Source organism: Aequorivita marisscotiae, assembly GCF_029814825.1.
GTDB lineage: Bacteria > Bacteroidota > Bacteroidia > Flavobacteriales > Flavobacteriaceae > Aequorivita > Aequorivita marisscotiae.
The window spans coordinates 1901030-1923606 of the sequence record NZ_CP122379.1 but is presented as its reverse complement, the minus strand read 5'-3'; the positions used below and the strand labels follow the sequence as shown (position 1 = coordinate 1923606).

18 protein-coding genes are annotated in these 22577 nt (G+C 38.2%); 5 read left to right on the top strand and 13 right to left on the bottom strand.

Translation table 11 applies throughout. From position 1 onward, the window contains the following. The 8 genes from QCQ61_RS08770 to QCQ61_RS08735 form a co-directional block, all read right to left on the bottom strand. Positions 1-1626 (bottom strand): alanine/glycine:cation symporter family protein, encoded by a 1626-nt coding sequence (locus tag QCQ61_RS08770; protein ID WP_279447263.1) that lies wholly within the window; start codon positions 1624-1626, stop codon positions 1-3. A 527-nt stretch (positions 1627-2153) separates the two neighbouring features. Further along, positions 2154-3161: a potassium channel family protein gene (locus QCQ61_RS08765; RefSeq protein ID WP_279447262.1), complete on the bottom strand. Its 1008-nt coding sequence runs from the start codon at positions 3159-3161 to the stop codon at positions 2154-2156. After that, positions 3158-3388: a PspC domain-containing protein gene (locus tag QCQ61_RS08760; RefSeq protein WP_279450247.1), complete on the bottom strand. Its 231-nt coding sequence runs from the start codon at positions 3386-3388 to the stop codon at positions 3158-3160. Before QCQ61_RS08760 ends, QCQ61_RS08765 begins: the two co-directional genes overlap by 4 nt. A 71-nt stretch (positions 3389-3459) precedes the next feature. After that, complete coding sequence (locus QCQ61_RS08755; RefSeq protein ID WP_279447261.1) at positions 3460-4749, bottom strand: DUF2851 family protein; 1290 nt, start codon at positions 4747-4749, stop codon at positions 3460-3462. 77 nt (positions 4750-4826) lie between these two features. Next, positions 4827-5186 carry a DUF202 domain-containing protein gene (locus QCQ61_RS08750; RefSeq protein ID WP_279447260.1) on the bottom strand — a complete coding sequence of 120 codons (360 nt, stop codon included), beginning with the start codon at positions 5184-5186 and terminating at the stop codon, positions 4827-4829. Positions 5187-5351: 165 nt separating this feature from the next. Further along, entirely contained in the window at positions 5352-5735 is a 384-nt protein-coding gene (locus QCQ61_RS08745) for a GxxExxY protein (protein WP_279447259.1), read from the bottom strand. 84 nt (positions 5736-5819) lie between these two features. Then, entirely contained in the window at positions 5820-7178 is a 1359-nt protein-coding gene (locus QCQ61_RS08740) for a pyridoxal-phosphate dependent enzyme (RefSeq protein ID WP_279447258.1), read from the bottom strand. Positions 7179-7598: 420 nt separating this feature from the next. Next, positions 7599-8834: an ABC transporter permease gene (locus QCQ61_RS08735; protein ID WP_279447257.1), complete on the bottom strand. Its 1236-nt coding sequence runs from the start codon at positions 8832-8834 to the stop codon at positions 7599-7601. A gap of 9 nt (positions 8835-8843) precedes the next feature. On the opposite strand from QCQ61_RS08735, the gene QCQ61_RS08730 reads away from it, so the two are divergent. Further along, the gene (locus QCQ61_RS08730) at positions 8844-10163 is read left to right on the top strand and encodes an exo-beta-N-acetylmuramidase NamZ family protein (RefSeq protein WP_279447256.1); all 1320 of its coding nucleotides are present in this window, start codon (positions 8844-8846) and stop codon (positions 10161-10163) included. 116 nt (positions 10164-10279) lie between these two features. On the opposite strand, the gene QCQ61_RS08725 is transcribed toward QCQ61_RS08730, so the two are convergent. The 4 genes from QCQ61_RS08725 to QCQ61_RS08710 all read right to left on the bottom strand — a co-directional run bounded on the left by QCQ61_RS08725 (position 10280) and on the right by QCQ61_RS08710 (position 17405). Beyond that, the gene (locus QCQ61_RS08725) at positions 10280-10777 is read right to left on the bottom strand and encodes a YkgJ family cysteine cluster protein (RefSeq protein WP_279447255.1); all 498 of its coding nucleotides are present in this window, start codon (positions 10775-10777) and stop codon (positions 10280-10282) included. A 72-nt stretch (positions 10778-10849) separates the two neighbouring features. Then, positions 10850-12487 carry an amidohydrolase gene (locus tag QCQ61_RS08720; RefSeq protein ID WP_279447254.1) on the bottom strand — a complete coding sequence of 546 codons (1638 nt, stop codon included), beginning with the start codon at positions 12485-12487 and terminating at the stop codon, positions 10850-10852. A 78-nt stretch (positions 12488-12565) separates the two neighbouring features. Next, the gene (locus QCQ61_RS08715) at positions 12566-14302 is read right to left on the bottom strand and encodes a TonB-dependent receptor (RefSeq protein ID WP_279447253.1); all 1737 of its coding nucleotides are present in this window, start codon (positions 14300-14302) and stop codon (positions 12566-12568) included. An 85-nt stretch (positions 14303-14387) separates the two neighbouring features. Next, entirely contained in the window at positions 14388-17405 is a 3018-nt protein-coding gene (locus tag QCQ61_RS08710) for a tetratricopeptide repeat protein (protein ID WP_279447252.1), read from the bottom strand. A 217-nt stretch (positions 17406-17622) separates the two neighbouring features. Between QCQ61_RS08710 and QCQ61_RS08705 the strand changes: the two genes are divergently transcribed. The 4 genes from QCQ61_RS08705 to QCQ61_RS08690 all read left to right on the top strand — a co-directional run bounded on the left by QCQ61_RS08705 (position 17623) and on the right by QCQ61_RS08690 (position 20836). After that, positions 17623-18294, top strand: a complete 672-nt coding sequence (locus QCQ61_RS08705) for a transposase (RefSeq protein WP_279447250.1) — start codon at positions 17623-17625, stop codon at positions 18292-18294. A 67-nt stretch (positions 18295-18361) separates the two neighbouring features. Further along, entirely contained in the window at positions 18362-18838 is a 477-nt protein-coding gene (locus tag QCQ61_RS08700) for a tail fiber protein (RefSeq protein ID WP_279447249.1), read from the top strand. Beyond that, positions 18835-20205, top strand: a complete 1371-nt coding sequence (locus QCQ61_RS08695) for a hypothetical protein (RefSeq protein WP_279447248.1) — start codon at positions 18835-18837, stop codon at positions 20203-20205. The genes QCQ61_RS08700 and QCQ61_RS08695 overlap by 4 nt, the downstream gene beginning before the upstream one ends. Next, a complete protein-coding gene (locus QCQ61_RS08690) occupies positions 20153-20836 on the top strand; it encodes a cell division ATP-binding protein FtsE (RefSeq protein ID WP_279447247.1) in 684 nt (227 codons plus the stop codon). Before QCQ61_RS08695 ends, QCQ61_RS08690 begins: the two co-directional genes overlap by 53 nt. Before the next feature lie 32 nt (positions 20837-20868). Here the strand turns inward: QCQ61_RS08690 and QCQ61_RS08685 are convergent, their stop codons facing one another. Continuing rightward, positions 20869-22503 (bottom strand): S8 family peptidase, encoded by a 1635-nt coding sequence (locus QCQ61_RS08685; protein WP_279447246.1) that lies wholly within the window; start codon positions 22501-22503, stop codon positions 20869-20871. Between the last annotated feature and the right edge of the window lie 74 nt (positions 22504-22577).

Sequence of the window (22577 nt, the reverse complement as noted above, 5' to 3'; positions counted from 1 at the left end):
TTACATATGCTTCTGCAAATCTTCTAAACCGTCGTCAAGGGCATCGTGTTTAATTTTTATTGCTTTCATATAGCGGTTTAGTTCCTTTCTAACTACTGGCGTTAATAGTACCACTCCAATAATGTTTGGCACCACCATTGCAAATATCATGGCGTCAGAGAAATTAATTACGGAGCCAAGACTAATTACCGACCCAACCCAGATAAAGATACAAAATAACAATTTATACACAAGTTCGGTAACCTTACCTCTTCCAAAGAGATACACCCAACCTTGCATACCGTAATACGACCACGAAATCATGGTTGAAAAAGCAAACAAAATAACCGCTACGGTAAGTACTACCGAAAAGTGCGGAATAACGCTATCAAAAGCAGTTGCTGTTAATTCTACCCCTTCTTTTACCTCAACGCCATATTGAAGAATATTATTATCAAAATTGGTTATTACAATTACCAAGGCAGTCATTGTACATATTACCACCGTATCTATAAAAGGTTCTAATAGAGCCACAATTCCTTCGGAAGCTGGATACTTAGTACGCACCGCCGAGTGGGCGATTGCAGCCGACCCTACTCCGGCTTCATTGGAAAATGCGCCACGGCGTATTCCCTGAATCATAACACCAACCAAACCTCCAGCAATACCCAAACCAGAAAATGCACCTTCAAAAATCAAGGCGAAGGCGTCGCCAATGTGGTGGTAATTTGCCACCAAAATTACCAAAGCTCCCAACACATATATTCCAGCCATAAACGGCACTATTTTTTCGGTTACTTTGGCAATACGCTTTATACCTCCAATAATAACTACGGCAACTATAATTGCCATTACAATACCAAACCATATTGCTGCACTGGTGTCCTGCAGATCAAAAAGTTGCACGAATTGTGCTGCGGCTTGGTTTGCCTGAAACATATTTCCGCCACCAAAAGAACCACCAATAACAAATATGGCAAAAAGAACAGCCAATACTTTACCTAGACCGCCCATTCCTTTTTGCGATAAACCTTTTTTAAGGTAGTACATCGGGCCTCCGTATACCGTGCCATCTGGTCCTACGTCGCGAAATTTTACCCCAAGGGTACATTCGGCAAACTTAGAAGCCATCCCTAATAAACCTGCCAAGACCATCCAAAAAGTAGCTCCGGGGCCACCAATAGATAATGCCACGGCAACTCCTGCAATATTTCCTAAGCCAACGGTAGCCGAGAGGGCTGCGGTTAAAGCCTGAAAGTGACTAACTTCACCATCGGCACTGTCGTCGCGAATAGTTTCAATAAGGTTTTCCTGTTCGTTCGGGGTAACGTCTCCATAGAGCGTGTCGGCCCCGTGTTTTTCAATGTCTTCGTATTTTCCACGCACTACCCTAACAGCCGTAGCAAAACCAGTGAAGTTTATAAGTTTAAAATAAATGGTGAAATATGTAGCTCCACCAACAAGTACTATTAAAACCCAGGGAATCTGAAAAGTATCAGAGAATGGAATTTCGTAAAAAATAAGATCTACAAACCATCCCGTATAATCTTTAAAGATTTCATCAACCTTTTGGGAAGTGGTTGTTTGCTGTGCGAATGTGAGTAATGGAATTAAAAAAACAATTAGCGAAAGAAGAAGTTTCCTCATAGTATATTTTTAGGATGAAACGCTTTTGTAGTAAAGCGAAGCAAGATGATTAAAAAATATTACAATTTCAAAAAAATACACATAAATTTGTTAACGTATTATTAATATTTATATAATTATTAACTCTCCAATCAGTTTAAAACTCTATTTCCAAGGATTTAATGATAAATATACTTTCTTTAAATCACACATTAAAAATCATTGTTGTCCGATAAAAGTAATGACTAACTCTGGAAAACCCCATATTATATGTAGTCCCTACGGGACTAGGAATTGACGGGGCTCTATTTTTTTACCCATATTTAATGCCTAACGGCATACTGCTCCAGCTGGGCAAAATATTGGTAATCAAGAGATCGCACCTAAACAAATGTCCCGTAGGGGAAAAACATGATTTTTAATCGGACAATACTGATTAAAAATCTATATTTTCTATCACGATGATTTCAGAAATATTATGCAGTCGGGAGATTATTTTCATGTGTAATTTTTAAAGGTCACACCAAAAAATTAACTCCATGAAATGGTTAAACACCGTATTCCCTTTTAAGACTTTCTATCTGATCGGGGCGCCCAATCAATATTAATTTGGAACTTTTCTTCAAGATTAACGAAGGTTCAGGATTAACTATGTATTCGCCCGTTGGAGAGCGATACCCAATAATGGAACAGCCCGTTTTTTTTCGCACATCCAAATCACGAATAGCCTGCTCTTTGCCGTGAGGGCACATTTTCTCAAAAGGAATCTGCTCTACATTAATACTATCCTGTTCACCGGCCACCGTTAAATTATCTAAAAACTCAACCAAATCTGGCACTACAACTAAAGAAGCCATATGGTCGCCACCTATCTTATCGGGCATAATTACATTATCTGCGCCCCCTAGTTTTAGTTTTTTATAACTTGTTTCTTCGCTAGCCCTACTAATTATTTGCAATTTCTTATTCATCTGCCGTGCAGAGAGCACAATAAACAAATTATCTGCATCGTTAGGTGTGGCACAAATTAAGGTAGAAGCCCTTTCTATTCCGGCCTTTAACAAGGTTTCATCTTCTATTGCATTTCCCAACACAAATAGCAAACCGTCTTCAGAAAATCGCGAAATAACCTCTTCGTCTTTTTCAATTATAACAAAAGGGCGATTGTAGGCCGATAGCTTTTGGGCTGCTTGCTTTCCGTTTCGGCCATAGCCGCAAACAATTATATGATTATGCATTGACTTCAATTTTTTCTGCACTTTTTTCTGTCTTAAAATTCCTATGTTCTTGCTTAAAATATATTCCGTTATTACTGAAATGGCATAACCAACTATAAAGATACTGGAAATGATAAGAAGCGAAACAAAAACTTTTTCACTCGGGCTCAGCGGCATTACTTCGCCATAACCTACCGTAGTTACCGTAATTACGGTCATGTAAAAAGCATCTATCCAACTGTAATCCGAAAAAAAGTGAAAGCCTACAACCCCCGTCATAAACACCACTATTAAAAGTAATATTGCAACGGTAATTTTAGAGCTGAAAAATTGTTTCATAAATCAAAAACAGAGGTTCGTTTGGTGTTTACCAAATCCTTTAACCTTAAAATAAAGGCTAGAGTAAGATAGATTGCAAAGCCGGCACCTAAGGTGGCAAAAGAAACATAAATAAAAAATAACCGAACGCTTTTAGCGCGCATTCCCAACCTTTCGGCTAAACGCGACGATACGTAAAAACCTCGTTTCTCGAAGAAATATCGAATGGAATAAATAGCCTGCAACATACTCGCAAAATACATCTTTTAACGAAATATGTAAAATCTTCACATAGAAAAAATTATGGGCCAAATTAGTTCTACGTTTTCAAATTGAGGCTCGAATTTAGAATAACATTCCCAACCGCACATTGCAAACAGTTATTTTTATCGCAATATTCATTTTTTAGTTGAAGCAACGCCTGGCTATGCCAAGCCTTTTTTGAAATGGTATTGATTGAATTGAATTTCTTTACAATTGAATTTTCTTCGGAAGGAATTTCGGAAGCCAACTGCAATATCTCTTCTGTAGCATCCTTGCCATTTTGTATGGCATAGCAAAATTTTAATGGAAGGACGGTATTTATAAGAAGAAGATCAATAAATTTCTTGGTAATTCGTTTTTTACGCCCCAACGAACCAATTCCAAAATTATAATGCGAATCCCAATATTCGCCACATGAAACATCAAATAGTTTATAAAATCCGTTTAAATCGTGTGTTTCCATCACGTGCGAAAATAAGTTTTGACGCTCGGAATATAGCATCGCCAATTGCGCTAACCGCACCGTCGGAAAATTTGGCGGCCGCAACCTAAAAAACTTGGGCGCTATTACATTCTCATTGTTCAGTTTAAATTTGCGTGCCAAATAAGTATAGCGTGATTTTAAAGTTTTATAATACCAATCTTCCGTCTCTCCTTCCAATAAACCCGCCTGCCCAATTAACAGTGCTTCCAAATCCTGCCGCTCTTGGCTGCATTTTTTTACTACGGAAAAATCAATTGATTTTGCAATACTGAAAAAGGAATCGCCGTTCACCTTCAATCCAAAATTTTTGCAGAGCATTCTGAAAAGCAGACTTTCCCAGTGGTTTTGAGTAGCTTTCAGTTCTTTGAGAAGTATTTTTTCTTTCTTCTGAAGCCTTTCAAAATAAAGGCGTTCCAGCCAATTTTGAAAAGTGAAAGTATCTACGGCGGCTAATTCATTTTCACAATTAATCCACTTTTTTCCTTTCGAAAATAATTTTTGATATTGCTCCACAGTAGATTTGGGAATATGGTTTTTTACAGGAAATGTGGGAATTATAGAGCCGTCTTTTCTATAAATTTCAGCGTCGTGCTCCCACACTACGTGAAGGATTACATTGTCATAAGCTGCATCGGTTTCGTGGCCATGTGCGTACCAATCTGAAGATTTTAAATGTATTTCTACATTGCCTGCCCAGAGCTGCCCGTTTAATTCAATTTGGGCATTAAAAAAATCAGGCCCCGAATTTAAATTGTGGCTCCCTGGATTTTTTATGTGGAGACTTTCATTATCAGAAGTGTAAAAACTACCCACTTCAAACTTCTGAAATTTCCACACGTAGTGCAGAAAATCTTCTTTCATCTGAAATATAAATTAACGGGGAGTTTTAAACTGAGCTATAAAGATAAGAAAAATTGATTGCCCTAAACTGCTACTTTTTATGAATTTTTTTCAGAATCAGCCTGTTTTTCAACCTTTTCCGAAATAGTATCTACAAAAAGAATACGGTTCCATTTGTAAAGTCTTCGGGATAGCAATACGTACCTAAAAATACCAATCGCCAGAAAAATTACACAAACTGCCAGAGCCACATACCCGATCCATTGTATGCTTTCAAAGTCTTTTAATTGTAAAATACCTATTCCGCCCAAAAGAAGATATAAGGAAGAGCGAATGTAGGAAAGCAAGGTACGCTCATTGGCAAGCTTTGTACGTTCCAGTGCCAATATTTCATTGGTATTTGCAGGCACCGGTTTGGTGCGCAAAAAGCGAAATAATTTTTTGGCTTCGTTTTTCATTACAATATAAAAATACTTCGAAATTCCATATTTACCAGCACATTTGAACATTTTCTCGCAAAGGCGGTACGATTTCCTCGCAAAGTCGCGAAGACGCAAAGAGAAAAACATTCAATAAGTAATATGAACTATGCGCACCATTTATCTAGTTAAAGTTGCAAAGGTTTACAAGTTGTTTACTATTCTTATTATTCCAGATTTAATCAACGGGCTGTTAAAATTAATAAGCAATCCTAATTTCAATCCCGTCAATTTCAAATAAGTCAATAATTGTTTCGGATGAACGGGATGTATCTCTTCTACGGATTTTATTTCAATAATCACTTTATTTTCTATTATCAAATCCGTCCGAAATCCAAGATTCAATTTCAAGTCTTTCCAAACCACTGGCAAAGGTTTTTGCTTTTCAATATTCAGCCCTTTAGACTTTAACTCATGAAACAAAACTTCTTCATAAACAGATTCCAATAACCCAGGTCCTAAATCAATATGAATATGATAACAACAATCAACCACTATAGCGGCTATTTGGTTTTCAGATAAATTCATATATTTTTTTTGCTTTGCGACTTGGCGGCTTTGCGTGCCATATTTCTCGCAAAATCACTATGTCGCAAAAGGTTTAGCAATCTATCAAAGCGCACTAATTATATCGTGCTTTGTAATTATGTTATAATTTCCATCTCCCATATCTACCAAAACCGCATTGTTTTCTTTGTGAATTAACTTCGAAATTTCTTCAACAGTTGTGCTTTTCTTTACAATTGGGAAAGGTTTGTGCATTACATCTTTTATAAACAGGTCGGCTACGTTTTTGTTTTCAAGATATTTCCGAAGCAAATCGGTTTCATCCAAAGCGCCTACAAACCCAGTGCTATCTTCCACAGGGATTTGACTGATTTTGAATTTCTTCATACGTTCAATAGCGTGACTAACAAGCTCTTCGGTTTTTACGGTAATTAAAGGTTTATCTGCGTGCCCTTGAATTAAATCGGAAGCATTTTTCACCTCATCTTCCACAAAACCGCGCTCGCGCATCCACTCGTCATTGTACATTTTGCCCACATAACGGCTGCCGTGATCGTGGAAAAGCACAACGACAACATCATCTTTTTTGAATTTGTCTTTTAGTTGAAGTAAACCTTTAATAGCCGCTCCGGCAGAATTCCCCAAAAAGAAACCTTCCATTTTAGCAAGCTTTTGTGTATAGATTGCTGCATCTTTATCGGTTACTTTTACAAAACCATCGATAACACTGAAATCAACATTCTTTGGAAGGATATCCTCGCCAATCCCTTCGGTGATGTAGGGATAGATTTCGTTTTCGTCAAAAATTCCCGTTTCGTGGTATTTCTTGAAAACACTTCCGTAGGTATCGATTCCCCAGATTTTTACATTTGGATTTTTCTCTTTTAAATATTTCCCTACACCGCTAATTGTTCCCCCAGTACCAACACCTACCACAAAATGAGTTACCTTTCCATCGGTCTGCTTCCAGATTTCTGGGCCGGTGCTTTCGTAGTGTGCCTTTGTGTTGCTAAGATTGTCGTATTGGTTTACATACCAACTATTGGGCGTTTCCTCCGCCAAGCGTTTGGAAGTAGAATAATAACTGCGCGGATCTTCGGGGGCAACGTTTGTGGGGCAAACAATGACCTTACTTCCCACGGCTTTTAGAATATCAATCTTTTCCTTGCTCTGTTTGTCACTGATTACACAGACCATTTTATAGCCTTTTACGATTGCGGCCAGTGCGAGGCCCATTCCCGTGTTGCCGGAAGTTCCTTCAATGATTGTGCCGCCGGGTTTTAATCTTCCGTCTGCTTCGGCGTCTTCAATCATCTTTACCGCCATTCGATCCTTTACCGAGTTGCCGGGATTAAAAGTTTCGTATTTGGCGAGCACCAAAGCGGGAATGTCCCCAATTATTTTGTTGATTTTTACCATGGGCGTGTTACCGATGGTTCCCAATATATTTTCTGCGTATTCCATAGTCTATTTTGAAGCGGCAAAGGTACAATTAATAGATGAAAACAAAATGCATTGCTTAACTAAGACCTAATAATATAGAAACGTTTAAATGATTTAATTCAAATATTAAATAAGTAGAAGATGCAAAGAAGTATAATAATAGCTTTAGAATATATGTAAATTAATTACTACTAAAAACACGCTATATATATACTATAAATACGCTATAAACATACTATAAATTTACTATATATATATTATATATAACTGATAAGAAATTTTGAATGATTGAGTGCCATTCATTTATATCACTCAAACCGAATTGCCTTTACCAGAGAAATTTTCGAAATAATAAATAAAAGGAATCAAAAGCATTAATAAGCCTCCCCTAACCCCTCCAAAGGTGGGGGATTAAAACCGGAATATATTTTGAAAATGGCTTTACTCAAACCGAATGGCCTTTACCGGAGAAATTTTCGAAATAATAAAGGAAGGTATCAAAAGCATCAAAAGACAAAGTAAAAACGTACCTGCGTTTAATAGTAGAATATAATCCCAGTTTAAATAAACTGGCGCTTCGTTTACGTAATACGTATCTGGGTTTAGTTTAAAAATCTTACCGTATTTCTGGATTAAAAGCAGCCCAATCCCTATAACATTTCCCCAAAAAAGACCGACGCCAATTAGGTACATTGCGTTGTAAAGAAATACTTTCCGCACGCTCCAATCGCTGCTTCCCAGCGCTTTCAGAATTCCTATCATTTGGGTTCGCTCCAAAATTAAAACCAGTAAAGCCGTAATCATATTGATACCCGCCACCAAAATCATAATGCCGATTATCATAATTATATTGAAGTCGAAAAGATCGAGCCATTCAAAGATGGAGGCGTATTTTTGGCGAATGGTTTGGGTATCGAGCGTACTTTCTGTTTCACTATAAACCTGATTCCCAATGGGAATTATTTCATCAAAATCGTTTACAAATACTTCAAAAGCGCCAATCTGGTCTTCCTCCCATTTGTTCAGCCGTTGAATGTGACGAATATCCGTAATTATAAACTGTTCATCAAACTGCTGAAAACCGCTGTTGTAAATACCGACAATATCGAAACCGCGGCTTCGCGGAGTTTTGGAAACTTCATCGTTCAGAAAAAAAGTGGTCACTTTATCGCCTAATTTCAATTGGAGTCGGTTCGCCAAATATTCGGAAATGAGAATATCTTCATTTAAATCGCCTTTAAAATCGGGCAGGTTTCCTTCAATTAAATAATCTTTAAAATATTCCCAATCGTAATCGCCGCCAACGCCTTTTACCACTACGCCCTCAAAGTCGGTTTCGGTTCGGATCACGCCACCTTTGGAAGCAGTTATTTGCACATGCTTAATGCCTTCAATATTTTTAAAAGTTGGATAAAAGTCCTGATTTTTTGAAATTGGATTTTGGGAATCGTTGGAAAAGTTGGTGTCGAAATTTGTGATTACAATATCGCCATTAAAAGCAGAAACCTTTTCGCGAATCTTTTTTTGAAGTCCCACGCCCGTAGCAATCGAGACGAGCATCATAATTATGCCCAATGCAATTGCCGTAATTGCAATTTTTATTATCGGTGCCGAAATACTACTTTTATAGTCCTTGGAAGCAATGATGCGCCGAGCGATGAAAAATTCGAAATTCACTATGATTTTATGGGCTTAACTTTTTTCAAAAATACAGTTTTATTGGTTGTTTTAACGGTTTTGTCTTGTGGAAATTCTCTTCAGAATAAAGAAGAAAGAAAAAAGAACAGAGAACAAAGAGAAAAGATAACCGTCAAAACTATCCTTGATTCTCTTAGCGAACCACAGATTATTGTAGGGGCAGAACAATATCACCTTTATGCCGATCTTTTGAAAGGTAAAAATGTGGGTGTAGTTGCAAACCAAACTTCTGAAGTAACAATTAAAAAGGCTAATGATCCTGCAATTGAAGAAGTAAAAAAATTCAAAATGCAGATGCATTTAGTTGATTATCTTATTCTAAATAAAATTTCAGTTAAAAAAGTTTTTGCACCCGAACACGGTTTCCGTGGTACGGCCGATGCCGGAGAACACGTGAAAGATGGTATTGATAAAGAAACCGGTGTACCGCTAATTTCACTTTACGGTAGCAACAAAAAGCCCTCCCCAGAACAGTTAAAGGGAATTGATGTAATGGTGTTCGATATTCAAGATGTGGGGGCACGGTTTTACACGTACATTTCTACGTTGCATTACGTAATGGAAGCCTGCGCAGAGCTAGGAATTCCAGTAATTGTCCTGGACCGTCCCAATCCCAACGGGCATTATATTGATGGACCTATTTTAGAAAAAGAGCATCAAAGCTTTGTTGGAATGCATCCTGTTCCTATTGTGCACGGGATGACCATTGGAGAATATGCGGCAATGATTAACGGCGAAGGATGGATAGATAATTTAGGCAGCGATTGGTCTAAAAAAAGAACCTATTGCGATCTTACCATTATAAAGATGAAAAACTACACCCACCAAACTCCGTACGCACTACCCATAAAACCATCGCCTAATTTACCAAATGCGCAATCCATAAATTTATATCCAAGTCTGTGTTTTTTTGAAGGAACATTTATTAACGCTGGCCGCGGTACCGATATGCAATTTCAGGTTTTTGGGGCGCCGAGCTTGCCTGCTTCAAATTATACTTTTTCATATACGCCACAGTCCAATGAAGGTGCAAAAAACCCTAAGTTCAAAGGGCAACTTTGCCACGGAAAAGATCTAAGAAACGAACCGCGTTTAAGTAAAATAAAGCTGGAATGGTTGATTGATGCTTACAACGCCAATGGAAAAAAGAAGGATTTCTTTAATTCGTTTTTTGTGAAACTTGCAGGAACCGATAAATTACAAAAGCAGATTGAACAAGGATTATCTGCGGAAGAAATCCGGGATTCGTGGAAAGAAGGGCTTTCTGATTTTCAGAAAATTCGAGCGAAGTATTTGCTTTATCCATAAAATTGACAAATTCCAAAACATCCACCTAACCCCATTCAAAAGGAGGAATCTTTCCCTCCCTCTGGGAGGGCTAGGGGTGGGACTTTATTGTTTAGAATTTATTTTTTTGAGATTTTTTATTTGGAATTTATCCTTCGTTTCATCTCTTCCACTATATTAAAAGCAGCGGGACAAATAGTTACATTCTTTAGTGTTAAGTTTGAAATCTGTTGGAATTTCTTTCGGTCCGTATGCGGAAATTCGCGGCAGGCTTTTGGGCGCACATCGTAAATACCGCAATAATTATCCGCACCCAAAAAACTGCAGGGCACGCTTTGCAAAACGTAATCTTTGTCTTCGTCTATCTGCAAATAGGTTTCAATAAATTGTTGCGGTTTCATCCGGAAATGTTTTGAAATCCGCCCAATGTCTTTATCGGTAAAAAGTGGCCCGGTAGTCTTACAGCAATTGGCACACGTTAAACAATCTGTTCTTTGGAATTCTTCCTCGTGCAATTCCTGCATCAAACTATCAAGATGCTTAGGCGGCTTTTTCTTCAGCTTTGCGAAAAACTTTTTGTTTTCGGCTTCGGCTTCTTTTGCTTTTTGAGGAAGTTGTTTTATGATGTTTTCCATTATAACTATTCTTTGCGTCTTTGCGGCTTTGCGTGCAAAAATTTCTCGCAAAGTCGCAAAGACGGAAAGTTTTTATTCGGCTTCGTAAACTAATTCACCATTTATAAATGTTGCAACAACCTTCGTATTTGGAATTTCACTTTCCTCAATCTTCATAATATCTTTATCGAGAATGGTGAAATCGGCAAATTTTCCCACCTCAATACTTCCTTTTTCATCTTCCTCAAAATTTGCAAAAGCAGCCCAAATAGTCATTCCGCGTAAAGCTTCTTCACGCGTTAAGGCATCCTTCATCTGAAAACCTTCTGCAGGGTAATTTTCTAAATCCTTTCTTGCAACGGCGGCGTAAAAAGTGTACATCGGGTTTACTTGTTCTACGGGAAAATCGGTGCCCAAAGCGATGCTTCCGGCTTTGTTCAGTAATTCTTTATAGGCATAGGCGCCTTTTATGCGCTCCGCTCCCACTCTATCCTCGGCCCAATACATATCGCTGGTGGCGTGCGTAGGCTGCACCGACGGAAGAATATTATTATTGTCATTGAAATAATCAAAATCTGCTGCCGAAATTATCTGTGCATGTTCCACACGCCAACGTCTATCGGTCTGTCCTTCCAACGCCTTTTTATACGCCCGGAGCACCGCAATGTTTGCCGAATCGCCAATGGCGTGGGTGTTCATCTGAAATTCTGAAGCAGCAAGTTTTTCGGCTAAATACTTCAAGCTATCGGCAGTGGCAATCATCGCTCCAAAATGGTGCGGCATATCGCTGTACGGTTTGCGCATTGCGGCACCGCGGGAACCCAGCGCGCCATCTGCATACACTTTAAAGGAACGCACATTCAATCTGTCGGTTTTATAAATGCCTTTGTTTAAATAATAGTCGCGATTTTTGGGAGTGTTGCTAACCATAGCATACATTCTGAGCTTAAATTTTCCCTCTTTTTGAAGGGTGTCGATCAACTCGATAATATTTCTTCCCAAGCCCGCATCATCAACCGTGGTCAAGCCATATTGCAGGCAGATTTTTTCGGCTTCCAACAGGGCTTCGGTTGAAACTTCAGAAGTAATTGGAGGGAAGGTTTTTCGTATTAAACGCATTGGCGCGTCTATGATTATTCCGGTAGGTTCGCCGTTTTCCAAAACCACTTCGCCACCGGCCACCTTTGTTTTGGAATTAATTCCCGCAAGTTCCAACGCCTTTGAATTCACCAAATACGCATGGCCATCTACCCTTTGCAAGGCAACGGGCGTTTCGGGAAATAATGAGTCCAGTTCCTTTTTTGTGGGGAAATTTTTATCGTCCCAATCGTTTTGGTCCCAACCGCGTCCGATAACGTAGGGCACATTTCTAGTTTCCTGAAAAGCGACCACCCGACCCAGAATTTCTTCAAAACTCTTGGTTCCGATTAAGTTTACATTTTGCAACCCAAGGCCAAGGCCGTATAAGTGCGCGTGTGCATCAATAAGTCCGGGAACTACCGTATTGCCTTTGGCGTCGTACGTTTCCTTAATTTTATATTTTAATTCAAGTTCAGGTTTTAGGCCTATTTCAATAATTTTACCGTCTTTTACCACCAAAGCACTCGCGGTGCTAAAGTTATTATCGACCGTATAAATTGTTGCGTTTTTAATCAATAAGTCTGCGGGAAGTTTATCGGGGGCGCAGGATAAAAGGGTAACTGCGAATAAAATGGAGAATAGTTTTTTCATAATAGAAATAATTAGTCTGTAAAAATAAAAAAACATCCGCCAAAGACGGATGTTTTACTAATTTATAATTTTTGGAATTTACCAATCAAATTTATAGGTAACACCCGCCAAACCTTGTATTCCCTGCACCGGATAGTTCATCCACTTTTCGTAATTCTCGCCAAACAAATTGCTTCCCTTTACAAAAACGGAAAGTCTATCGGTAAATCTGTACCCGAAATTCACATTAGCATCCACATATCCATCCAACGAAACTTTCTGCGCAAAGAAAGTGCCTGGAGGGTTATAATTATACGCCAAATCCTTCCGTTCACCCACGAAAAACAGCGATGCACCACCGTATAATTTTTCGGTAATGTTGAAATTTGAAAACACCGAGGCTTTTAAATCAGGCAAGTTCCAAGCTTCATTTTGCAAATCTGTGCTGTAATTATTGTACGTTCCGTTAATTCCCAAGGAGAATGTATTGGAAACTTCCACTTTTAACTCTGCGAAAAAAGCAAGTGTATTTATATCGTCATAAACCACATTAAAGGTATTTCCGTATTCATACCCTTCAAAATTTGCGTTGTAAATCTTAAAAGGATTCATTTGAAAAAGTGCGCGGTTTTCATCCTTTCCATAGGAAGCCCGAACATTGTAAGCAACGGAATTTGAAATTTTCCCCTTAACTCCTCCAAAACCTTCGTATAACTTTTTTGTTGGTACAATGTTTAAGGTTGGAGAAACAAATGGATTTTCTTCCTTAAAACCATAATATGTATTTTGCTGAAGTCCACCTTCTGCCCCACCGTAAACAATTACGGTCTCGTCCAACAATCGGTACGAGGCATTTAATCTTGGGTAGAGTGAAAAATCTGTGTTGCTGTTTTCAGCATCCAAACTCACATACCCCGCAACGCCCAACGAAACGCTTAGCTCGTTATTTATATAGGTGATTGACGGTGCCAAACCTACTTGTAAATTACTGTATTTTATATCGGAAGTATTTAGGTAGTTTCTATCAAAACTTCCGCTTAAATAATCAATATCGCCATCTACTTTTAGCAATATATCTTCCAACGGAAATGAAAACTCAGGTTTTACCGTAGCATTAAATTCCGAAGAGGAAAACGCGTCGCCCAAATACCGAATATTTAATGCCGCTTTTTCAAAAAACGAATCGTCCAGCGCAATACTTCCTCCTACATAACCACTGAAATACGTTTGCAGCGGATCAATATTCGCAATCACGTTGTCGGGATATGTTACGTAATTTTCGGGCAAACCATACCAGTTATAAATTTGATGTTCCACGCCCGCATCGAGCCTATAGGTTGCGTCTCGTTGGCGACTCGTATAATTTGCATCCAGGCTGGTGTCGTAATATTTATTGTCCAATTTTACATCTTTAATATCGCCCTGTGATGAATTATGCCGAAAGAAAAACCCAGCGTTATCGGTACGGCTTATTTCAAAATTGCTGTAGAGTTCGCCCAAAATAGAGGTGTAATTTCCGAAGCCAAGCGTGGCGTAATTATCGTATAACTTTATAGGTTTCGCCTTTTCAACATTGGTGGCCTTTCCTTTTGCAGGCGTAAAAGTTGAAGCTACCGGAACCGAGAAAATACTGTATTTCACTTCTTTTTTGGAAGTTGAAATGGAGTCGTTCAAGGATGGTGTTTCCTTCACTTTAAAGGCATCCGAAATTGTGGGCGTATAGGGTTTTACAATATTTACCACTTCGGGATCCAGTTCTTTTTCCTGTGAAAACATAGAAAAGTTGAACAATACAATTGTTGCGAATGAAAATAATACGATGCGTTTCTTTAACATATTATCAATTAATTTTTTTCTTCTTTAATTAGTTTTTAAGCCTACAAAGTTTTGAAAACCTTGCAGGAAGAATTGGTCCAAATGCTTAATTTCCGCCAGTTTCTACCGAAGAATTGGTTTTGGCTTCGGCGTTTTTGATTACGACAAGTTCGGCTTTTGCTTCATCAACCACTTCCGGAAAATCGGTGAAGTTTTTTGTCACACTTTCCAAAATATAGGTGGCTTGATAGGCATCCTTTAGCGCGTAAAAATTCTTCGCCATCAGCACCAAACCTTTGGCACCGTATAATTTATATCCGGAATAGTCCTTCGCTAATTTCTGGATTGATGCGTTTGAACCTTCAAAATTTCCTTCTTTATTTTTGAAATATGCATCGTAATAAAGCGCTTCGGCGGCGAGGGCGCCGGTTGCTATTTTTTGTACTTCGGCATAGGCGGTTTTGGCTTTTGACTCATTATTCGTTTTTATCGCCGAACGGGCAATAATTATCTGCGCATCGCTTTTAATTGAATTGTCAATCTTTGAATTCTGAAGCACTTTTTCGGCATAACTTACCGCTTCGGCATATTGTTTTAATTCATATGCAGCTTTCATACTATTGGTCTGTGCAAAAATTATGTTCTGCGGAAAATCTGCTTCGGCTTCCAGACGCGTTAAATATTTTGAAGCGTTTTTGTAATCCTTTTTACCCAAATACAATTCGGAAATCCGGGCAAGGGCCTGTTCGGTAAATTCGCTTCGTTCACGGTTTACAACGTATTCAAAATGCGGAATGGCCGCTTCATTCTTTCCATCGGCAAAATAAATTTGGCCCACGTAAAAATGTGCGTTCAACACGTGCTGCCCATTTGGAAATTGCTTTAAATAATCCTCAAAACGGGTTTTGGCCTGGTTTTGATTGTTTTCCAAATAAGGCTGCTCTGCCGCTTGATAGGCTGCATCATCGAGCTCTGTGTCGCCCACCTGCACGTAATCCAAAGTTTTTACCCAGCGAGCATATTCGTCAACATTGCCTTGTTCTATATAAATAAGTTTTGCGGACGAAACGGCTTGTAAAGCTTCGGGTGTGGAAGGGAAATTTTTTGTTACACTTTTAAAAATTGCCAGTGCTTCGTTACTTTTTCCAGAGTTTTCAAAAATGAGTGCTTTTTTTAGCAAAGCTTTTGAAACAAAACTACTATTGGGAATTTCGCGGACCAATTGGTCGTAAGCCGAAATAGCTTCCTCGTTTCTATTTTGAGCCACGTACGTATTGCCCAATTCGTATAGCGCATCATCGCGGTAAACCGATTTTGGGTATTTTTTGATAAAAGTGATAAGTTCCTCAATTTTCTTTTCGCTACGGTCTACAAAACCGTAGCTAACGGCCTTTTGAAATTGTGCATAATCGTTTTCTCCACCCAATTCAATTGCGGCATTGTAATTTTCCATCGCCGGCCAATATTGGCTAGTAACAAAATAGCTATCGCCCAAACGCAAGAACGCATCCTTTTTCCGAACGCTTTCTGCCGAAGATGAACCCACATAAGTTTTAAAATTTGAAATAGCTTCAGGATAATTTTTTAATTTGAAATGGTTGTACGCCAGATTGTATTTCAAGTTTTTAAATTCTCCCGTTTGCCGGGATCCGGTCATTTGTTGAAATTTATTATAACCCGCCAGCGACTTTTCAAAATTTGAAAGTTGATATTCGCTTTCGGCTTTCCAATAGGTTGCGCGGGCGGCAAAATTAGCATCTTCGGGATATTTTAGGCTTTTATCGAAAAATGAAATGGCTTCGTTGTAATCTGCTTCGTTGTACAATTCAATACCTCTGTAAAAAGCTACTTTTTGATACGCGGCTTTATCTGCGAAATTTTTGTTGTTTTCCAATAAATCTAACGCTTCCTTATAATTTTTTGAAGTTATGTAACTGTCTATAAGTAATGTTTTCAGCTCTTCATTGTTTTCATTGTCGGGATATTTTTCAATAAACGAAAGCAAAACTTGCGGTGTGCTTTTATAGCTATTCCCTATTTCATAGCTCAACTTTGCATAATTTAAATACGCATCTTCTTGAATTTTTTCACTGAAATCCATTTCCGAAGCATTTTTAAAAGCGTTCAACGCTTCCTGTTTTTTATCGAGCTTTAGATAACTTTCCGCCAAATGGTAATAGGCATTTTGTGCAACGGCGTTTTTTCCATCCACAATTTTGTTGAATTCGCCAATAGCATTTTCGTACTCGCCCTGTTTGTAATAAGCGTAACCCAATTGGTAGTAATCTGTATTGTTCCATTTACCGCGCATTCCTTTGTATTCCTTTAAATACGGAATCGCTTCGGCATACTGGCCAAGATTGAAATAGCTCTCGCCGATAATTTTTGAAAGCTGACTTTTTTCCTGCGGGTTGGATTTATCAAACTGCTCCTTCCCCATCGCGATGGCCTTTTCAAAATTGCCGAGTTTAAAATTCATATCGGCTTGGTAATAACTGAGATCTTCAGAATAGCGTTCCTCGCCTTTTACCTCTTCAAACATTTCATTTGCTTCCTCATAATCATCGCCTTCGTAGGCAATAAAACCCAAGTAATACTTAGCCTGCGAACCGTATTTTTGCGAAGTAGAAACTCTGTTAAAATAGTTTTTGGCATCGTCGTACCGCTTCGCCTTAAAATAAACGTAACCATTGTTGAAATTGAATTGCTCCTTTTCGCTTCGGCTTAAACTTGAAGCATCAACCTTATCGTACCATTTTTGGGCGTGCGAATATTTTCCGTTTTCAAAGTAAAAATTCGCCACGTCTATATATGCAGAATTGCGCTTTAAACTCGTAGGATATTTCTTCACAAATTCCTCCATTAATTGATCGGCGTTCTGTTGGTTTAAACGCACGGCAGCATTTGCAATATAGTACGCGCAATCGCTTTGCACGGTTTCGTCATTGCTATTGGATTTTATTTTGTCGAAAAGGCTTTGGGCTGCTAGATATTGTTCGTTTTTGTATAATTCCAAGGCTTTATTGAACTCAGCAAAATCGTTTGTAAAAACAGCCGATTGTTGTGATTGCGATGAAAACGAAAGGAATAGAAAAAGCGAAAAGACAAGAAAATTCTTAACCATTTGTTACAGTTTTTTGTGGCGTAAAGATATTTAACTTTAAATGTAGCTTTCGGCGATACTGTAATTTTTAAGGTTTTATTAACGATTGGTTTTTTGATGAATTTACCCCTATTATAACGCCACATATTGCAATAAATTACATTTCAAATTTTTACGGGAATATTCTTTATTTTTAAGAATTAAAATTTCATTATAAAGGTTTGAATGTCAATTTAAGGTGGCAAAATTTAAAGGAAAATATAGAATTGAATCTATTCGAGCGCAATGGTGGGATTACGGCTGGAATGGGGCCTATTTTATTACAATTTGCACCAAAAATAGAAAACATTTTTTTGGAGAAATACAGAATGGGAAAATGGTGTTTTCATCGTTAGGCATTATCGTGAATATTTTATGGCACGAAATTCCAAATCATTCAAAACACGTTTCGTTGGGTGCATTTGTGGTTATGCCTAACCATATTCACGGAATATTATTGATTGACAAACCGGGCGGCGATGGTGATGGTGGTGGCGATGGTGGTGGTGATGGTGGCGATGGTGGCGGCAATGGTGGCAATGGTGGCGGCAATGGTGACGGCAATGGTGGCGTGGTAGTAGAGACAAGGCATGCCTTGTCTCTACGGGGGGAAACAGGGGAAACGGGGGAAACGACCGCAAAATCGATAGGAAAAATCCGATTTCAAAATCAGGGGAAAAATACCATATCGTCCATCGTGGGTTCCTATAAATCGGCGATCACACGACATGCAAATCGTTTGCAAATACAAAATGGTTGGCAGGCAGGATTTCACGACCACATTATTAGGAACCACGCGGAATATAACCGTATTGAAAATTATATTATTAAAAATCCACAAAATTGGAAAGAGGATAAATTCCATAATTAATGTCCATCTAAAAAATAACAATGTTTGATTCCAGAAATAACCCCTATTTTTATAAAAATTATTTGTTATGAAAATATTGTTTCCTAAAATCGTAATTGTTATTGTTCTGCTGTTTTGTTTTTCTGCAACAGCCCAACGCAATCCTTTTAAAAATCTTGTTGAAAAAAATGGTAAAATTGGCATTGGCACCACAACGCCCGATGAACTGTTAACTGTAAAAGGAAAAATTCACACACAGGAAGTAATGGTAGATTTATACGGTGCCGTAGCGCCCGATTATGTATTTGAAAGCTATTACACCGGTTTTTCTGAAATAATGCCAGAATACAATTTAATTTCCCTGGAAGATCTTGAAGTCTTTTTAAAAGAAAATCACCATTTGCCCAATATACCTTCCGCCGAAAAGATGGAAATGGAAGGAATTTCACTAAAGGAAATGAACCTGCTTTTACTTCAAAAAATTGAGGAATTAACCCTTTATACGCTGCAGCAACAAAAAGAAATTGATGCCTTAAAGAAAATCGTTCAAACTCTTAATAAATGATTCTTAAAAAAATCTGGCAATTAGCTAAAAGGCATCCTTATTTTTTCCTTTTTGCTTTTGGTGTAGTGGTGCGAGTTTTAGTCTATATTCTCTACAATGGCCATGTGAGTATGTTTAATGATTCCGGCGGGTATTTTACCATTGCCGAAATGATTAAAAGCTGGAATTTTAATGGTTATAATGGTACGCGAACTCCGGGCTATCCATTTTTAATTTATTTAGCAGATCTTTCCGGCCCCCTGACCACAATTTATCAAAGCATTCTCGGCATACTCACATCATTTATGCTTTTTTATATCTTTTTTAAACAAAGCAAAAATTTAAATTATGCACTTGTGGTGGGGTTAATTCCTTCCATTTTTATGCACCTCTTATTTTACGAGCGTGCAATTCTTACAGAGAGCCTTACGCTAAGTTGTTTAGTGTTTTGCGTATGGGTTTTGTTTAAAACCGGTTTTTTTACACAGCGTCTCAGTTTTTTTACTGTGTTTTTAATTGGAATAGCCGCAACCATGGTTCTCGTTGTGCGACCAATGTTTATAATTCTCCCCCCGTTTATTGCTTTTTATTATGTAGTCTTAAATTTTAAAAACGGTATATTTCACAATATAATTAGTGTTTTACTTATTTGTTTTCCTGCGTTTACCTTTTATTCGTTGTGGAGTTCGTTTAACGAAACACATACGGGCTATAAGGCCATTACTAGCTATTCCGGCATAAATACTGCCCAAACAACGGTTTTCTTTGTTCAAAATGCAGATAACAAATACGCCAAGATTCGCGATTTGCATATTCGGAAACGAGATTCAGTAATTGCGAATGGCTCAGATCCCGCCATGGCCATTTGGCATGTTTTTGCAGATTTGGAGAGAAAAGACTCAATTACAGTCGCCGAATTTTCGCAGTTGCTAATACCCATGAATATCGATTTGATAAAAAACAACAAACTCGCTTATTTAAAAAGAGTTACATTATCGTGGATAGATTTTTGGGGCACAGGTGTAATGTGGAATTACGAATCGTTTCCGATCAAAGAAATTAAGTGGGTGTTAGCTGGATTTTGGCTGTTTATTATGACCCCTATCGTGCTATTTCTAAAAATACTTTTTTTAATAATTTGTGCGTTTCATTTTTATAAAAGAATTCGAAATAGAAAATTGTTATTTACTTTTGAATTCTTCTGTGTTTTACTAATTTTGGGCGCATCTGTTGGACAAGCAATAGTAACCTTTGGTTCCAACGCGCGCTTTTCAATGCCTTTTTTTCCATTGATTCTTATTGTTGTCATTCAATTTTATCTAAATAATAAAAAATATGTCCCAGCCAGTTTTAGAATTAAAAAACGCCGCTATATATCAAACCGATAATTTGGTGCTTTCCGATGTAAGTGTAAGAGTTGATAAAGGCGAATTTGTTTACCTTATCGGAAAAACTGGGACCGGGAAAAGTAGCTTTATGAAAACCCTCTACGGCGATCTTCCGCTAAAAGAAGGTGAAGGCAATATTGTGGGGTACGATCTTGCCACTTTAAAAGAAAAAGATATTCCTTTTTTACGTCGAAAATTAGGTGTAGTTTTTCAAGATTTTAAATTACTGAACGATCGTACGGTTCAGAACAACTTACTTTTTGTACTAACGGCAACTGGATGGAAAGACAAAGCTGCCATGGAAAGCAAAATTAACGATGTGCTGGCCAAAGTAGATATGAAAACCAAGGCTTTTAAATACCCGTACCAACTTTCGGGGGGCGAACAGCAACGTGTGGCAATTGCCCGTGCACTTTTAAACGACCCCGAACTTATTTTAGCAGATGAGCCAACCGGAAATCTCGATCCGCAAACGAGTGTAGAAGTAATGGAGGTTTTACGCGAAATAAATAAAAACGGAAATACTATTTTAATGGCAACCCACGACTATGCCTTACTGTTGAAATATCCTTCCAAAACACTAAAGTGCGACGAAAACCAAATTTTTGAAGTTGTGCAGAAGACGGTGTAAACCGTTATCGGTTGTCAGTTTTCGGTTAAAGATTAATCATCCAATATACTCGGATCGCGAAGTTGCAACTCACACTCTTTCTCGAGTGATGGATCAATTTTGAGATGAATTTTTCCGAGTGCACCCGGCTTTAAAACTGTATTTTCTGAAATAACAATACCTCTTTTTGAAGTTAAATCTAAACGAGCATCTTCAGTAAATTCCTGATTTTTAATTACCACTTCGGCAAGGGCGGTAAGTTTAAAATTCCAACGGCTAAAACGCTGATTTTCCATTGTTACAGCACCTTTTCCAGCAAACATATCAAAAACCATCTTTACGGCGCGACCGGTGTTTAGCATTCCGGCGCCATACATTCCTGCATACGGTTTATTGGGTTCTACATCGTCAATATTGGATGATGTAAGTTTAATAATGCTCTCCACTTGGTCAGCTGGCAAGCAAGGATAGAGCGAAAACATAAGTCCGACAGTACCCGTAACTAAAGGAGCAACCCCCGAAGTTTGATTAAATTCACTCACGTCTATTTTATCTCTCAGTGCCAGTTCGCTGTACCTAAACAAACCACTTGAAGGCGCCACAATATCAATTGCACTGTTCAGGTTTCTAATACTAATTGGGTACAAATGTGGAACTTGAGTAGTATCATTGTTTTTAAAACCACCTGTGAGCCCTACATAATTGCGAATGTTTTTTACATAATACAAACCTTTGTCTTCTTCCACACGAATATTTTCCCAATAATGCTCGTAACGATGCGACGCCGACGAAACCGAAATTACACCATCATATGAAGCCGGATAATAATACTTTTGTCCTTTGGTGTGATAATAAGATTGATTGTGGCCAATGGCTACTACCACCGTGCCATTGTTTAACATTTCGTATATAGCTTGTTGTGCAGTTTCGTAATAATGGGTAAGCCCCCAACTGCAGTTAATTACTTTTACACCTAATTTAGAAAGTTCAACAAGTTGTTCCAACGTATCAAAATGACGATAATTTGTAGCGTAAATACTGCAATCATAACACACGCCAGCAATACCATAACCATTATCACCTTGACCTGCAGCCGTTTCGGCTACTGAAATACCGTGGCCTTTTGCCAAAAAGGATTCTCGAATCACCTTACTCTTTCCAGCAAATTCAATATCGTCTGTCGGAACGGAACCGTCAGAGATTCCAACAATAACATCGCGCGATCCTGTGGTGTAATACCACGCCTTGGGCACTTCCATTACATCTAAATAATCTAGATTTACCTGTGCGCCAAGATTTTCGCCAATAGTACTGGTTAACCCGTAATCGTTGGGTTCAAAAATTTTTTTATCTTCTTGTGCTATTTGTTCTCCAAATTCAAAAAGATGCGATGCATTCTGCAGCAAATCTGTCATGAGGGCTTGCTTATCTGCAATTACGAAGAATGTTTTCTGCAGGTTTTCCTTTCGGGCGTGTTTCCACGTTTTTTTGAAGGTTTTAATTTTATAATTCCGCAATGCAGCTTTCAATCGGGCATCGTTTCCTGTGTAAATTAAATAAGCATCTTTTTTTTCAAATGAAGGTACGAATGAAGTGTCGCGAGCACGAAGAAAAAACCAAGCTTCTTCCTGCCCAAAGGCCGAAAACATGAAGAAAAAACTCAATAAAAATAAAAATAGAATTCGCACGTATCAATCTTTTTACACAAGGTACTTCTTTTTTCAAAATTGAAGAAATAAGGAAATAATTTAAAGCATTTTCT

What these genes read in the sequence shown, in the direction of transcription:
- QCQ61_RS08770 (WP_279447263.1), bottom strand. Translation starts at nt 1,626, where the DNA reads ATGAGGAAACTTCTTCTTTCGCTAATTGTTTTTTTAATTCCATTACTC.
- QCQ61_RS08765 (WP_279447262.1), bottom strand. Translation starts at nt 3,161, where the DNA reads ATGAAACAATTTTTCAGCTCTAAAATTACCGTTGCAATATTACTTTTA.
- QCQ61_RS08760 (WP_279450247.1), bottom strand. Translation starts at nt 3,388, where the DNA reads ATGTTGCAGGCTATTTATTCCATTCGATATTTCTTCGAGAAACGAGGT.
- QCQ61_RS08755 (WP_279447261.1), bottom strand. Translation starts at nt 4,749, where the DNA reads ATGAAAGAAGATTTTCTGCACTACGTGTGGAAATTTCAGAAGTTTGAA.
- QCQ61_RS08750 (WP_279447260.1), bottom strand. Translation starts at nt 5,186, where the DNA reads ATGAAAAACGAAGCCAAAAAATTATTTCGCTTTTTGCGCACCAAACCG.
- QCQ61_RS08745 (WP_279447259.1), bottom strand. Translation starts at nt 5,735, where the DNA reads ATGAATTTATCTGAAAACCAAATAGCCGCTATAGTGGTTGATTGTTGT.
- QCQ61_RS08740 (WP_279447258.1), bottom strand. Translation starts at nt 7,178, where the DNA reads ATGGAATACGCAGAAAATATATTGGGAACCATCGGTAACACGCCCATG.
- QCQ61_RS08730 (WP_279447256.1), top strand. Translation starts at nt 8,844, where the DNA reads ATGGGCTTAACTTTTTTCAAAAATACAGTTTTATTGGTTGTTTTAACG.
- QCQ61_RS08725 (WP_279447255.1), bottom strand. Translation starts at nt 10,777, where the DNA reads ATGGAAAACATCATAAAACAACTTCCTCAAAAAGCAAAAGAAGCCGAA.
- QCQ61_RS08720 (WP_279447254.1), bottom strand. Translation starts at nt 12,487, where the DNA reads ATGAAAAAACTATTCTCCATTTTATTCGCAGTTACCCTTTTATCCTGC.
- QCQ61_RS08715 (WP_279447253.1), bottom strand. Translation starts at nt 14,302, where the DNA reads ATGTTAAAGAAACGCATCGTATTATTTTCATTCGCAACAATTGTATTG.
- QCQ61_RS08710 (WP_279447252.1), bottom strand. Translation starts at nt 17,405, where the DNA reads ATGGTTAAGAATTTTCTTGTCTTTTCGCTTTTTCTATTCCTTTCGTTT.
- QCQ61_RS08700 (WP_279447249.1), top strand. Translation starts at nt 18,362, where the DNA reads ATGAAAATATTGTTTCCTAAAATCGTAATTGTTATTGTTCTGCTGTTT.
- QCQ61_RS08695 (WP_279447248.1), top strand. Translation starts at nt 18,835, where the DNA reads ATGATTCTTAAAAAAATCTGGCAATTAGCTAAAAGGCATCCTTATTTT.
- QCQ61_RS08690 (WP_279447247.1), top strand. Translation starts at nt 20,153, where the DNA reads ATGTCCCAGCCAGTTTTAGAATTAAAAAACGCCGCTATATATCAAACC.